We start from the raw sequence: 13,284 nt of genomic DNA, 5'->3' as shown, positions 1-13,284 counted from the left end.
GCTACTCCTGACACCGCCCACCGGCTGCCCTACGTAGCCAGTGGGCGGTGCTTTTTTCGCGGTTCAACGGCCTGCTGCCCGACTCGCTCGAGGCCAGTACCTAACTTGCCGGCCCGACACACCTCCCAACCTCGCATGGAACCTACTGCTACTCCCGATTTGCGCTACCCCATCGGCCACCCCGTACTGCCCGACGAACCGCTGGACCGGGGCGGCCGTACGGCTTACATGGCCCAAATTGCTACCCTGCCCGACCTCGTAAGGTCTGCCGTGCTGGGCCTCAAACCCGAGCAGCTCGACACGCCCTACCGCCCAGACGGCTGGACGGTGCGCCAGGTTATTCATCACTTGCCCGATTCGCACCTGAATAGCTACACGCGCTTTAAGCTGGCCCTGACCGAGGATAACCCTATCGTGCGCCCATACGAGGAACAGTTGTGGGCCGAGCTTCCCGATAACGAAGCCACTCCGGTAGCCGTGTCGCTGGCGCTGCTGGAGGCCCTGCACATTCGGTGGGTGAAGCTGCTGCGTAACCTCACCGACGCCCAGTGGCAGCGCACCTTCTTCCACCCCGGCTCCCAGCGTACCTTCACCCTCGACCAGGCTCTGGTGCTCTACGCCTGGCACGGCCGGCATCATCTGGCCCATATCACGGAGCTGCGCAAGCGGCAGCAGTGGTAGAAGACGCAGCTACTCTGTTGGGGCGAACTGCCGGATCCAGCCTCCCTGACTAGTATCCTACCCCTCTGAAAAGCGACAAGCCCGGGTTTCCAGGAGTGGAAGCCGGGGCTTGCTACATTACTAGGGCGCGGCCGAAAGAAGAGCTGGATAGCTCCGCGCTGCTTGCGTTGGGAGGGGCTAAATGTTGATGGCCTCGTCGGTGGTAGCGGCTGCCAAGCCGCCTTCCGTTTCATCGTCCACTTTCTTGGCGGCCCGAACCAGGCTGCTGCTGAAAATGAATTCCTTAAGCTCGGGCACCTGGGCATTCAGGATTTCATCTTTGTTGCCGTCCCAGAGTTTGAGCCCTTTGTAGAGGAAGATGATATGGTCCCCGATTTCCACCACCGAGTTCATATCGTGGGTTACGACTACGGTGGTGATGCCGTACTCATGGGTGATTTCGTGGATAAGTTCGTCGATTTTGATACTGGTAAGTGGGTCGAGACCGGAGTTAGGCTCGTCGCAGAAGAGGTAGGTACAGTTGGGAGCAATAGCCCGGGCAATGCCCACCCGTTTCTTCATACCCCCCGAAATTTCGGAAGGCATCTTGACGCCGGCATTTTCAAGCCCCACACGCTTCAGGCAAAACTCTACCCGGTCGCGGCGCTCTTCCCGGCTCATTTCGGGCGTGAGCATCTTGAGGGGAAACTCCACGTTCTCGTACACCGTCATGGAGTCGAACAAGGCCGAGCCCTGGAACAGCATCCCGATTTTGCGGCGGATTTCCTGCCGGATGTTCACTTTGTTATTGGTGAACATGGTTCCATCGAAGGTGATGCTACCCAAGTCGGGCTTCATCAACCCCACAATGCACTGCAGCAGCACCGATTTACCCGTGCCGGAGCCACCCAGCAGCAGGTTGCACTTCCCCGTTTCGAAGGTGCACGTAATGCCTTTCAGCACTTGGTTACCATCGAAGGACTTTTGAACGTTATGGACTTCAATCATGAGTTGAAAAGCTAGGAGCCAGGAGCGAAAACCCGATAGGGCATCAGCACATACGCTATTTTCCGCCTGGCTTCTTCCAGTTACAGAAGAATGGCGGCCAGAGCGAAGTCGGCTACCAGGATAGCAATGATGGAGTTATTTACGGCCGTCGTGCTGGCCGCGCCTACTTCCAGGGCCCCGCCGTGGGTGTAAAACCCCTTAAACGAAGAAATGGCCGAAACCAGGAAGGCAAATACCACCGACTTGATCAGGGCAAAGACGATGTTGTACGGAATAAAGTCGGTGCGAATGCCCTCAATGTATTCCTGCGCCGAAAGGGCCCCCGTGAGCGAACCAGCCAGGTAGCCCCCAATGATGGACAAGGCCATGGCCAGAATTACCAGCAGCGGGAACATGAGCATGGACGCCAGAATGCGCGGCAGGACCAGGTAGGAGGCCGAGTTGATGCCCATAACTTCCAAGGCCGATACTTGCTCCGTGATGCGCATAGTCCCCAACCCCCCGGCAATGCTGGAGCCTACCTTGCCCGCCAGCACAATGCTGGTGATGGTAGGCGCCAGCTCCAGAATCGTCATTTCGCGCACCATGTAGCCAATAGTGCTTTTCGGAATCAGGGGGTTCGTAAGGTTATAGGCAATCTGTACGCAGGTTACGGCCCCGATAAAGGCCGATACGATGGCGACAATGAAAATAGAGTTGATGCCAATGATAACGCACTCATCAAGAGTGCGTTGCCAGAGCACGGCTGCCCGTTCTTTCCGCGTGAGCATGCTCTGAATAAAGAGCAGAAATTCACCGAAGGATTTGACCATAAAAGGAGAAAAAGAAAAGAAAAGGGGAAACTTGCGGCGGCAGGCAGTAGCGGCAGAATGCCGAGCTGACTTTCCTACGTAAAAACCGATTCAGGAATCAAAGGAATGCAAAAAAATATCGTTGTTACGGGCGGCAGCAAAGGAATAGGACGGGCCCTGGTGCTACGCTTCCTGCAAGCCGGCTACCCGGTTATTACCTGCGCCCGCTCGGCCACCGACCTGCAGGAGCTGCAAGCCACTGCTACGCAGCAAATTCCTGGGGCCGTACTCCATTTCCTACCCGCCGACCTGAGCCAACGAGAAGAAACCATCCGGTTTACGGACTTTGTGCGCGGTCAAGGGGAAGTAGGTGTGCTCATTAACAACACGGGCTCGTTTATTCCGGGCCGCCTGCAAGACGAGCCCCAGGATGGCTCCCAATTGCGGCGGATGCTGGAGGTAAACCTGCTGAGTGCCTACGATGTTACTTTGGCGCTGCTACCAGGGCTGCTGGCGCAAGGGGAGGGCCACATTTTCAACATCTGCTCTACGGCCAGCCTGATGGCCTACCCCAACGGTGGCTCCTATGGCATTGCCAAACACGCCTTGCTGGGCATGACCCGAAATCTGCGGGAAGAGTTGAAAACTTCCGGCATCCGGGTTACGGCTGTGCTGCCGGGCGCTACCCTCACCGCCAGCTGGGAAGGCGTAGACCTGCCCGCCGAACGGTTCATTAAAGCCGAGGACGTAGCCGAAGCCGTGTTTGCTACTTATTCGCTCTCACCCCAGGCCGTAGTAGAAGAACTGCTGATCCGGCCCCAGCTGGGCGACTTGTAAGCAGGCTATTCCCGCACCAGGTTGCCCTTGCCGCTAATGCGCAGCTGCGTGACGCTACCAGCACCCGTGTAATAAACCGTACCCGTACCGGCGTGGGTGCCGGCCAGTCCGCGGCTTACCCGGAAGTGTCCGTTGCCATTGCTGCTGGCATTGGTTTGCAGGTAAACATCCGACGTGAGCAGGCCAGTAGCATACAGGCTGCCGTTGCCCCCCAGGGTGTGGTGCAGCTCCTGGGTTGTGCCGCTGAGGTACATATCGCCGAGCTCATACTGGCTCGTTCCCAGATACGTGCTGGCTAGTGTGAGGTGAAAGTCGCCGGCGCCGATAAGGTGCGCAAAAAGAGTATCGGCCTGGAAAGTGCCCGCGGTGCGGATGTCGGCCTGGCCGCGCAGAAAAACGTCGGTGAGGCGAGGGGTGTGTAGGGTTACTTCGCGCGGAGTATCGTAGCGGCGCACCCAGTTGCAGCGGCTGGTGTTGCGGATGGTAAGTTGCCCGTCTCTCACTTCCAGCCGGATATCTTCCAGCAGGTTTTTGCCCGCGCGCACCTCCGCATACGTTACCGAGTCCTGCACTAGAGTTACCGCCACGTTATCATAGGTAGTCAGTACGCGGAAGGCGGGCAGGCTGCGGCGCTCCGTAGTAATGCTGCCCTTGCTGGTAAAACAGCCGGCCTCATTTTCCTTCTGGCAGCCCGATAGTGTTAGGAGGGTGCCACCCAGGGCGGAACTCACGCGTAAAAGCCGTTTCAGGGCGCTAACTTGCGGCCGTATCTCGTACCCGAACATCAAATCTACTACTATGGACCTAAGCGGCAAGGTAGCTATTATCACAGGCGTCAGCAAAGGCATTGGACTGGCTACGGCCCAGGCGTTGCTCCAGCGCGGAGCCATAGTAGCGGGCTGGGGCCGAACCGCCCCGGAGAACATTGTGCACGAGCGGTTTCAGTTTTTCGAGTGCGACATTCGCAACGAGGTAGCCGTGCAGGAGGCCTACACTAATACGCAGCGCGAACTAGGCCAGGAAATCCATGTTCTGGTGAACAATGCCGGAATCGGCAATTTTGGCCCCGTCGATGGCTTTTCGTCGGAAGACTGGCACGCCATGTTCGATACCAACGTGCACGGGCTGTTCTACTGCACCAAAGCCGTGCTGCCCCAAATGAAAAAGCAGCGCCAGGGGCACATCATCAACGTAGCCTCGCTGGCCGGCACGGCTGGCACCGCTAATCTGGCCGGCTACTGCGCTGCGAAGTACGCCGTGCGCGGCTTCTCCGACGCGCTGTTCAAAGAGGTGCGGCCCGACGGGGTCCGGGTAACGTGCGTGATGCCCGGCTCGGTGGAAACCCACTTCAACGGGGCTACCCCCGGTCAGGAGCCCGACCCGCACAAGATGCAACCCGAAGACATTGCCGCCGCCATTCTCCACGCCCTGGAGGCCCCACAAACCGTCATGATTTCGGAGCTGCAGATGCGGCCTACTCAGCCCAAGTAAGCAGTGGCGCGTAGCTCCCGCTGCGCGCTTCGTAGAGCGAAAGAATACACTTTCATTCACGATCTTATCGTTTAACGATGCGCGCAGCGGGAGCCTCGCGCTACAGCATATGGTAGAAGTTCAACAGCTAACCAAAACCTTCGGCACCCAGGCGGCGGTGAATAATATCAGCTTCACGGCGGGCAAGGGCGAAATCCTGGGCTTTCTGGGGCCGAATGGAGCCGGGAAATCTACCACCATGAAAATTGCTACCGGCTACCTGCCGCCTTCCGCGGGTACGGTGGTCATAGATGGCTACGATGTGCAAACGGCTCCGCTGGAGGTGCGGCGTCGTGTGGGCTACCTACCCGAGCACAACCCTCTGTACCTGGATATGTACGTGCACGAGTACCTCGAATTCATCGGCTCGGTGCACGGCCTGAAGGGCAGCCAGCGGCGCCAGCGCGTGCAGCAGATGGTGGATAGGGTAGGGTTGGGCCGCGAACAGAACAAGCAGATTGGGGCGCTTTCCAAGGGCTACCGCCAACGGGTGGGCCTGGCGCAGGCTCTCATCCATGACCCCGGCGTGCTCATCCTTGATGAGCCTACCACCGGCCTCGACCCCAACCAGATTGGTGAAATCCGCAACCTGATCCGGGAGCTGGGCCAGGATAAGACGGTAATCTTTTCGACCCATATTCTGCCCGAAGTAGCCGCCCTGTGCAGCCGGGCCGTCATCATCAACCGCGGGCAGCTGGTGGCCGATTCGCCGGTTGCGGAGCTTGGAGCGCGGGCAGCAGGTGAAACGGTTATCCGCGCCGAGTTTGAGCAGCCGATTGATGTAGCGCCTCTGCGCGCCCTGCCGGGCATTAACCAGGTAGAAGCTGAAGCCGGCAATACGTACCGCATCCGGGCGGCCGGGGGCACCGACCAGCGCGGTGCCATTTCGCGCCTGGCAGCCCAGCAAGGTTGGGTGCTGCTGGGGCTGCGGCAGGAAGCACAGTCTCTGGAGCAAGTGTTCCAGTCCTTGACGAAGTAAGTTAGCCAGAGGAAGAGAGGCTTCGGTAAGCGGACGCCAGATTAAGCAGGATTGCCGTTCACCAGTCTCCATGTCCCTCATCACCACCTCATTACCCGATGTATTCTATTCTTCGCAAAGAATTTAACTCCTTCCTCAACTCCCCGGTAGCCTACGTGGTCATTGGGGTGTTTCTGGTGGCTACGGGCCTGTTTGTGTGGGTGTTCCCAGACAGTTCGGTGCTCGACTACGGGTATGCAGATTTGCAAACCCTCTTTAATATGGCCCCCTGGATTTTTCTGTTCCTGATTCCGGCCCTGACCATGCGCACCTTCGCCGAGGAGAAGAAGGCCGGCACCATGGAGCTGCTGCTCACCCGCCCGCTTACCGATGGGCAGATTATCGGCGGGAAGTACCTGGCTTGCCTGCTGCTGGCCTTGCTGGCCCTGCTGCCCACGCTGCTTTATTACTACTCGGTATACCAGCTGGGCAACCCCAAAGGCAACATCGACTCGGCGGCTACCGTGGGCTCCTACCTGGGGCTGGCCTTGCTGGCAGCCGTGTTTGCCGCCATCGGCATCTTCGCCTCGGCCATTACCCGCGACCAGATTATTGCCTTCCTGGTAGCCGTGGTGGGCTGTTTTCTGGTGTATTCAGGGTTCGATTCGCTGGCCTCGGTGTTCGATGGCGCCCCGGCTTACTATATCGGGCAACTGGGCATTGCAGCGCACTACCGCGACATCAGCAAAGGCCTTATCGACTCCCGCGACCTGCTTTATTTCGGTAGCCTGATTGCCGGCCTGCTGCTGGGTACCCGCCTGGTGCTGCAAAGCCGCAACTGGTAACCGTTTTCCTACTCCTCATTCGGCGCCAAAAAGGGTGCTGAATCCTATTATCTGATCTGCAATCTGCCACTTTATGGCTTCACCTGCGCCCGAACCTACTACCCCGGTAACCACCCGCAAACGCCGTGACCTCACGCGCTTTGGTGTGGCCCTGCTGGGGCTCTTGCTGCTGAATTTTCTGGGCGGTTTGTTTTTCTTCCGGCTTGATCTGACGGAGGAGAAGCGCTATACCATGTCGGGTGCTACCAAGCAGCTGTTGGAGAATCTGAAGCAGCCCGTCACCGTGACGGTATACCTGGATGGCGACTTCCCGCCGGCTTTTCGGCGCTTGCAACAGTCGGTGCGGGAAACCCTGAACGAAATGCAGGTGTACGGCGGAGCGAACCTTCACTACGTCTTCGTCGACCCCTCGGCCGCCGGCACCGAAAAAGCCCGCAACGAGTACTACGCTACCCTCTTGAAGAAAGGCCTGCGCCCTACCAACCTGGGAGCCAATGAGAACGGGAAACGGGTAGAGAAAATTATCTTTCCGTGGGCCACGGTGGCGGCCGGGGGCAAAGAGCAGCAGGTGCTGCTGCTGCGCGGCAACCAGGCTGCCCCCTCCGATGTGCGCCTTAACCAAAGCATCGAAGGGCTGGAGTATGAGCTGGCCAGCGCCATCCGTAAGCTCAACCCCGGCCAGCGCAAGCGGATTGGGGTGCTGGAGGGCCACGGCGAGCTGTCGAACCTGGAAGCTGGCGACCTGATTGGCTCCCTGCAGCAGTACTACGATGTATTTCGGGTAAACCTGAACCAGGCCCGCCCCCAGGACCTGAAAACGCTGAGCGCCATCATCGTGGCCAAGCCGGCTACGGCGTATTCGGAGCCGGAAAAATTCAAGCTCGACCAGTTCATTACCCAGGGCGGCAATGCGCTGTTCTTTGTGGATGCCATGCGCGTGAATCTCGACAGCGCCAACCGCGGCGGCATGCTCTCCTTCCCCCTCCAGCTCAACCTCGACGACCTGCTGTTCAAGTATGGGGTGCGCGTCAACCCCGATCTGCTGCTGGATCTGAACTCCGGGGTGATTCCCTTGGTCACGGGCAGCCTCGGCGACAAGCCCAAGGTAGAGCCCATGCCCTGGCAGTTTTATCCGCTCATCAACAACTTCAGCCAGCACCCCGTCACGCGCAACCTCGATGCGGTGTACACCAAATTTGTGAGCAGCGTGGATACGGTGAAGGCCGTAGGTATCCGCAAAACGCCGCTGCTCTTTACCTCGCGCTACTCGCGGGTACTACCCTCCCCAGTGCCCGTAAACCTCAACGATGCCCGCCTGGAGCCTAACCCCAAGCTCTATACGTCGCAGTTCAAGCCCGTTGGGTATTTGCTGGAAGGGCAGTTCCGGTCTTTGTTTGCCAACCGCGCCGAGCCCGGTACTACCCGCTTCCAGCCCGCAACCTCGCCCCAGGCCCGCCCCGCGAAAGTGCTGGTCATTTCCGATGGCGACTTTGTGCGCAACGAGGTAGACCCCAAGACCGGCCGGCCTTTCCGCCTCGGCTTCGACCGCCTCGCCAACACCGAATTTGCCAACCGCGAGCTGGTCCTGAACGCCGTGGATTACATGCTGGACGAATCGGGCCTGATTGCCGTGCGCGGCAAGCAAATTACGCTGCGCCCCCTGGATAAGCTGCGCGCCATTGCCGAGCGCCGCCAGTGGCAGCTGCTGAACCTGGTGGCTCCGCTGGTGCTGCTGGGCTTGTTCGGGCTGGTGCGGACCTGGCGCCGGAAGCGGCGGTACGCCTCGTTCTAGGGCTTTTTATTTGGCTGAAAACTGCTGAATCGTCCTTCCGGGTTGAAGCAAGCGACGGGGGGTAGGCACATGAGGCCTGCGCCCGTTGCTTGCTTTACCCGGAAGGACGCGTATGTTTAGGGGCTTTGGGCTGGAAAGCGGGGTAGGCCGAAGCCCCATCCAAGCGCTGGTAGAGCAGCAAGAGGAGGTCAAAAGAGAAGTGTCTGCTATTCGGGTATCTTTGTTGGAAACGCTGGTACTATATGCACGACGCCCTCACTTCTTTCACTCCTCACGGGCCGCAGCTGCCTAAAACTCCTACGGGCATCGATGGTCTGGATGAGATTACGGAAGGAGGCCTGCCGCAGGGTCGCCCCACCTTGGTTTGTGGTAGCGCCGGCTGCGGCAAAACCCTGATGGGCGTCGAGTTTCTGGTGCGCGGTATTCTGGACTACGACGAGCCGGGCGTGCTGATGGCCTTCGAGGAAACCGCCGATGAGCTGGCCGCCAACGTTACCTCCCTGGGCTTCGACCTCCAGGCCCTGCAGGACGGCGGCAAGCTCCGGCTCGACCATGTGCACGTCGACCGCTCGGAAATCGAAGAAACCGGCGAGTACGATCTGGAAGGCCTGTTCATTCGGCTGGGCTACGCCATTGATTCCATCGGGGCCAAGCGGGTAGTGCTGGATACCATTGAGGCCCTGTTTTCAGGCTTTCCCAACCAGGCCGTGCTCCGCTCAGAAATTCGGCGGCTGTTTCGCTGGCTGAAGGATAAAGGCGTAACTACCATCATTACGGCCGAGCGGGGCGAGGGCTCCCTTACCCGCCAGGGCCTAGAAGAGTACGTCTCGGACTGCGTTATTCTGCTCGATAATCGGGTAATTGAACAGATTACCACCCGCCGCCTGCGCATTGTAAAGTACCGCGGCAGCACCCACGGCACCAACGAGTATCCTTACCTTATTACCGAGGAAGGCATTTCGGTGCTACCCGTCACCAGCCTCAAGCTCGATCATGAGGTGTCCGATGATATTGTTTCTTCCGGAGTACCAGCTCTGGATGAAATGTTCGGGCGTCATGGGTTTTACAAAGGCAGCAGCATCCTGATTACCGGCACGGCCGGCACGGCCAAAACCACCTTGGCGGCGGCCTTTGCAGAGGAAATATGCCGCACGGGCAAACGCTGCCTGTTCTTCGCTTTTGAAGAGTCGCCCCAGCAGTTGGTGCGCAACATGCGCTCCGTGAATATTGATTTGGGCAAGCATCAGGAGCAGGGCCTGCTGCACATTGAGGCTTCGCGGCCTACCCTCAACGGCCTCGAAAAGCACCTAGTCACGGTGCACAGACTCATTAAAGACTGGCAGCCGGAAGCGGTGGTAATTGACCCCATCAGCAACCTGATTACGGTGGGCAACATTGCCGAAGTGCGCAGCATGCTCACCCGCCTCATCGACTTCCTGAAGGTCAACAACATTACGGCTTTATTTACCTCGCTTATCAGTGGCCGCACCATTCAGCAGGAAATGACGGAGGAAGGCGTTTCTTCCCTCGTGGATACCTGGCTGAGTGTGCGCGACCTGGAGGGGGTAGGCGAGCGAAACCGCGGCATCAGTATTCTGAAATCTCGCGGCATGGCGCATTCTAACCAAGTACGCGAGTTCCTCGTTACCGACAAAGGTATCCGCCTGCTGGACGTCGTGATTGGACCTGCCGGCATTGTCACGGGCGCCAGCCGCCTGACGCAGCAGGTAAAAGAGCAGGCCGAAGCCCTGGCCAACCAGCAGGAGCTGGAGCGCAAAGACCGGGAGCTGGAACGCAAACGGCGGGTGCTGGAAGCTACCATCACCAACCTGCGCACGGAATTTGAATCGGTGGAAGAAGAGCTGCGGCAAATCAACCACGATGAGCTGATGCGTCAGCAGGCCCTGCGCTATAACCGGCCAAGTAGTGCGGGTACCTCCACGCCTGAATAAGGCTCCACTACTTCCTTTACCACCTACACCGTTCCCAGAGTATGGAGACCCCGCTTCCAACCGCCGCCGCTGAAGATGAAACCTGGGAACTGCGCCTGTACGTGGCCGGCCAGACGGTGAAGTCCGTTACTGCGCTGGCTAATCTGAAGTCTTATTGTGAGCAGCACCTGAAAGGGCGCTACAAGCTGGAAGTGATTGACTTGCTGGTGCACCCGCAGCTGGCCGCCGGCGACCAAATTCTGGCCATCCCGACGCTGGTACGCAAAGTGCCCGTCCCGATTCGTAAAATAATTGGCGACCTGTCTAATCAGGAACGCGTACTGGTTGGATTAGACATCCGGGCGGTTGAGTGTAAGTAAGCCCCACGGATGGAATCAGATGATCAGAGTGAAGATGCTGCCAACTACGTACTGCATCTTTATATTACCGGGGCTACCCCCAACTCCACGCGAGCCGTTCAGAACATCAAGGCCCTCTGCGAAAAACATTTGAGAAGCCGCTATGAATTGCTGATCATTGATATCTATCAGCGGCCTGAGCTGGCCAAGCAGGATCAGATTATAGCGGCGCCCACCCTGATTAAAAAAATGCCCCTCCCGGCCCGTCGTCTGATTGGGGACCTTTCGGAACATAATAAGGTGCTGCTGGCTCTCGGCCTGTCGCCACCGCCCGGCCCAGATAGCACCCATGAGTGATAAAGAGCAGCCCTGCGCCGCCGACCTACTCCGCCAAAATGAGGAGCTGCGTCAGCAACTGCTGGAGGCAGAAGAGCTGATAACGGCTATTCGCACGGGGGCCGTTGATGCGCTGGCCGTGCAGAGCGCCGAGGGGCCCCGCATCTTTACGCTGCAAAGCGCCGACCAAGGCTACCGCACCCTCATTGAGCAGATGAACGAAGGGGCGCTGCTGCTAAGCCGGGATGCTACGGTGCTCTACGGCAACGCTTGCCTGGCCGGGCTGCTTGGGCTACTGCTGGAAGAAGTAATAGGATGCTCCTTTCTGCGCTTTGTGCCGGCGGAGTTTCAGGCCTACTGGAACGCGTTGTTGGAAAAAGGCTGGGAGGGTAAAAGCCGCGGTGAAATGCCGTTGCAAGTACAATCGGGCTTACTGCAGCCGTTCTCCGTATCGATGAACGTGCTGGAATTTGATGGCATGCCGGTGCTGGCAGTTATCATCACCGACCTGTCGGCTCAGCAGGAAATCAAGGACATTCGGGCGCAGGTGCTGCAGCAAAATAACCTACTGGAGCGCCAGCAGCAGGAGCTGCAGCAACAGCAGCAGGCCCAGGCTGCCATTGCGCAGGCTGCGGCCGAGGCCAGCCGCATGCTGGAGGGCATTCCGCAGATTGCCTGGACGGCCAGCCCCCGCGGTAGCAATACCTACCTGAACCGCCAGTGGTTTTACTATACCGGCCATGACAACGGCTCTCCATCCGCCAACGACATAAAAGGCCAAATCCATCCCGATGATCTGCCGATGGCCATGGCCCGTTGGCGGAACAGCCTGACGATGGGCACGGCGCTGGAGGTAGAATGCCGGATTAAAAATCACCTAGGCCAGTACCGCTGGATGCTGGGGCGGGCGCTACCCTCCCGCAACGAGCAAGGCGAAATCATTCAGTGGATTGGTACCTACACCGATATCCACGAGCACCGCCTGGCCCAGGAGCGCATCGACCGGGCCCAGCGCGAGCTTCAGGAAAATAATGAGCGCCTCACCCGCGTCAATGCCGACCTGGACAACTTCATCTACACCGCCTCCCACGACCTGAAAGCGCCCATCAACAACATTGAGGGGCTCTTGCATGCGTTGCTGTCGGAACTTGAAACGCCGTGTGAAGAGCAGGTAGAATTGCTGCTGGACATGATGCAGGACTCCGTGGACCGCTTCAAGCGCACCATTGAGCACCTGACCGAAGTAACCAAGCTGCAGAAGGAAAACGACCAGCCCGTGGCGACGGTAGATTTGGCTACCCTTATCCGGGAGGTCAGCCTGGATTTGGCGCCCCTGGTGCAGGAGGCCGGTGGCGCGCTGGAGGTAACCGTGAGCAGTTGCCCCACCATTTCGTTTGCCGAAAAAAACCTGCGCAGCATTATCTACAATCTGCTCAGCAACGCCTTTAAGTACCGCTCGCCGGAGCGGGTAAGCCAAGTGCACATCCGAAGCACCAAGCTGGAGAAGTACTTATTGCTGGAAGTTCAGGACAACGGCCTGGGCCTGAAGGAGGAAAGCGCCCACAAAATGTTTTCCATGTTTCAGCGGTTTCACGACCATGTAGAGGGTAGCGGAATTGGGCTGTACATGGTCAAGAAAATCGTGGATAATGCCGGCGGGCGCATTGAGGTGCAAAGCCAGGAAGGGCAGGGGACTACCTTCTCCGTGTACTTTAAGCACTAACAAAGCAAGGCGCTTAGTAAGTCTGCCTACCAATACACCTCGTCCTGCCGGCTAAAAGAACACAGGAGCCCGTAGAGGGAGAGGTTATCATTCTCGGAGTAGGTAGCTAAGTGGGCCGCCGGATTTTCCGGGTCCTGGTAGCCTGCCAACTGCCCGAACGCTTCAGGATTCACTGCCCGAAAGCCCATAGACCACTGGAAGAAGTTGCGGCCGTGAATAGGGCCATCGGAAAGCTTCGTGACCCCAAAATGCCGCTGGTCAAGCTCTATTCTGCTGAAGATGTAGTGCACTTCCTCCTGCGTTCCTTCCAGCACCTGCATAATATTGCCGTTGCTGTACAAGAGTAGGCCCGTGAGGCCGTGCGCCTCGTTCCAGGCGCGCGACTGCGTGAGCAGCATTTCAAGTTCGGGCTCCGTCATGGGGGTAGTAGCAACGCTCTGATACACCAGATGATGTAGGGCCTGTGACGACATAAATGTGACTATTGGTAGGGATACAGGGAAGGAGAGAAGAG

Annotated in this window: 14 protein-coding genes; 10 read left to right on the top strand and 4 right to left on the bottom strand. The window is 58.5% G+C overall.

Annotated features, from left to right (window positions below):
* Positions 1–135: 135 nt before the first annotated feature.
* A complete protein-coding gene (locus tag K3G63_RS07115; protein WP_220613360.1) occupies positions 136–681 on the top strand; it encodes a YfiT family bacillithiol transferase in 546 nt (181 codons plus the stop codon).
* Between the two features lie 177 nt (positions 682–858).
* Here the strand turns inward: K3G63_RS07115 and K3G63_RS07110 are convergent, their stop codons facing one another.
* A complete protein-coding gene (locus tag K3G63_RS07110) occupies positions 859–1,668 on the bottom strand; it encodes an ABC transporter ATP-binding protein (protein ID WP_220613359.1) in 810 nt (269 codons plus the stop codon).
* An 80-nt stretch (positions 1,669–1,748) separates the two neighbouring features.
* The gene (locus tag K3G63_RS07105) at positions 1,749–2,480 is read right to left on the bottom strand and encodes an ABC transporter permease (RefSeq protein WP_220613358.1); all 732 of its coding nucleotides are present in this window, start codon (positions 2,478–2,480) and stop codon (positions 1,749–1,751) included.
* A gap of 105 nt (positions 2,481–2,585) precedes the next feature.
* Here K3G63_RS07105 and K3G63_RS07100 point away from each other — a divergent pair, with 105 nt between their 5' ends.
* Entirely contained in the window at positions 2,586–3,296 is a 711-nt protein-coding gene (locus tag K3G63_RS07100; protein WP_220613357.1) for an SDR family oxidoreductase, read from the top strand.
* Between the two features lie 5 nt (positions 3,297–3,301).
* Here the strand turns inward: K3G63_RS07100 and K3G63_RS07095 are convergent, their stop codons facing one another.
* On the bottom strand, positions 3,302–4,027 hold the full coding sequence (locus K3G63_RS07095; protein WP_220613356.1) for a GIN domain-containing protein: 726 nt from the start codon (positions 4,025–4,027) through the stop codon (positions 3,302–3,304).
* Between the two features lie 67 nt (positions 4,028–4,094).
* Between K3G63_RS07095 and K3G63_RS07090 the strand changes: the two genes are divergently transcribed.
* The 8 genes from K3G63_RS07090 (at position 4,095) to K3G63_RS07055 (ending at position 12,770) form a co-directional block, all read left to right on the top strand.
* The gene (locus K3G63_RS07090; protein ID WP_220613355.1) at positions 4,095–4,787 is read left to right on the top strand and encodes an SDR family oxidoreductase; all 693 of its coding nucleotides are present in this window, start codon (positions 4,095–4,097) and stop codon (positions 4,785–4,787) included.
* 109 nt (positions 4,788–4,896) lie between these two features.
* Positions 4,897–5,805, top strand: coding sequence for a gliding motility-associated ABC transporter ATP-binding subunit GldA (gene gldA / locus K3G63_RS07085; RefSeq protein WP_220613354.1), 909 nt, complete (start codon positions 4,897–4,899; stop codon positions 5,803–5,805).
* Between the two features lie 98 nt (positions 5,806–5,903).
* Entirely contained in the window at positions 5,904–6,629 is a 726-nt protein-coding gene (gldF, locus tag K3G63_RS07080; RefSeq protein ID WP_220613353.1) for a gliding motility-associated ABC transporter permease subunit GldF, read from the top strand.
* 73 nt (positions 6,630–6,702) lie between these two features.
* Entirely contained in the window at positions 6,703–8,421 is a 1,719-nt protein-coding gene (gene gldG, locus K3G63_RS07075; RefSeq protein ID WP_220613352.1) for a gliding motility-associated ABC transporter substrate-binding protein GldG, read from the top strand.
* A gap of 242 nt (positions 8,422–8,663) precedes the next feature.
* Positions 8,664–10,373, top strand: coding sequence for a circadian clock protein KaiC (gene kaiC / locus K3G63_RS07070; RefSeq protein ID WP_220613351.1), 1,710 nt, complete (start codon positions 8,664–8,666; stop codon positions 10,371–10,373).
* Between the two features lie 41 nt (positions 10,374–10,414).
* Positions 10,415–10,732 carry a circadian clock KaiB family protein gene (locus tag K3G63_RS07065; RefSeq protein WP_220613350.1) on the top strand — a complete coding sequence of 106 codons (318 nt, stop codon included), beginning with the start codon at positions 10,415–10,417 and terminating at the stop codon, positions 10,730–10,732.
* Between the two features lie 9 nt (positions 10,733–10,741).
* Positions 10,742–11,068 carry a circadian clock KaiB family protein gene (locus tag K3G63_RS07060; protein WP_220613349.1) on the top strand — a complete coding sequence of 109 codons (327 nt, stop codon included), beginning with the start codon at positions 10,742–10,744 and terminating at the stop codon, positions 11,066–11,068.
* Positions 11,061–12,770, top strand: coding sequence for an ATP-binding protein (locus tag K3G63_RS07055; protein WP_220613348.1), 1,710 nt, complete (start codon positions 11,061–11,063; stop codon positions 12,768–12,770). Before K3G63_RS07060 ends, K3G63_RS07055 begins: the two co-directional genes overlap by 8 nt.
* Positions 12,771–12,796: 26 nt before the next feature.
* Here K3G63_RS07055 and K3G63_RS07050 read toward each other — a convergent pair whose 3' ends face one another.
* Positions 12,797–13,243, bottom strand: a complete 447-nt coding sequence (locus tag K3G63_RS07050; protein WP_220613347.1) for a BLUF domain-containing protein — start codon at positions 13,241–13,243, stop codon at positions 12,797–12,799.
* Positions 13,244–13,284 lie beyond the last annotated feature (41 nt).

The sequence above is a fragment of the Hymenobacter sp. HSC-4F20 genome (assembly GCF_019599275.1).
In the GTDB taxonomy this organism is placed as follows: Bacteria; Bacteroidota; Bacteroidia; order Cytophagales; family Hymenobacteraceae; genus Hymenobacter.
Note: the sequence above shows the minus strand (reverse complement) of the source record. Positions and strands in the feature narration are given on the sequence as shown.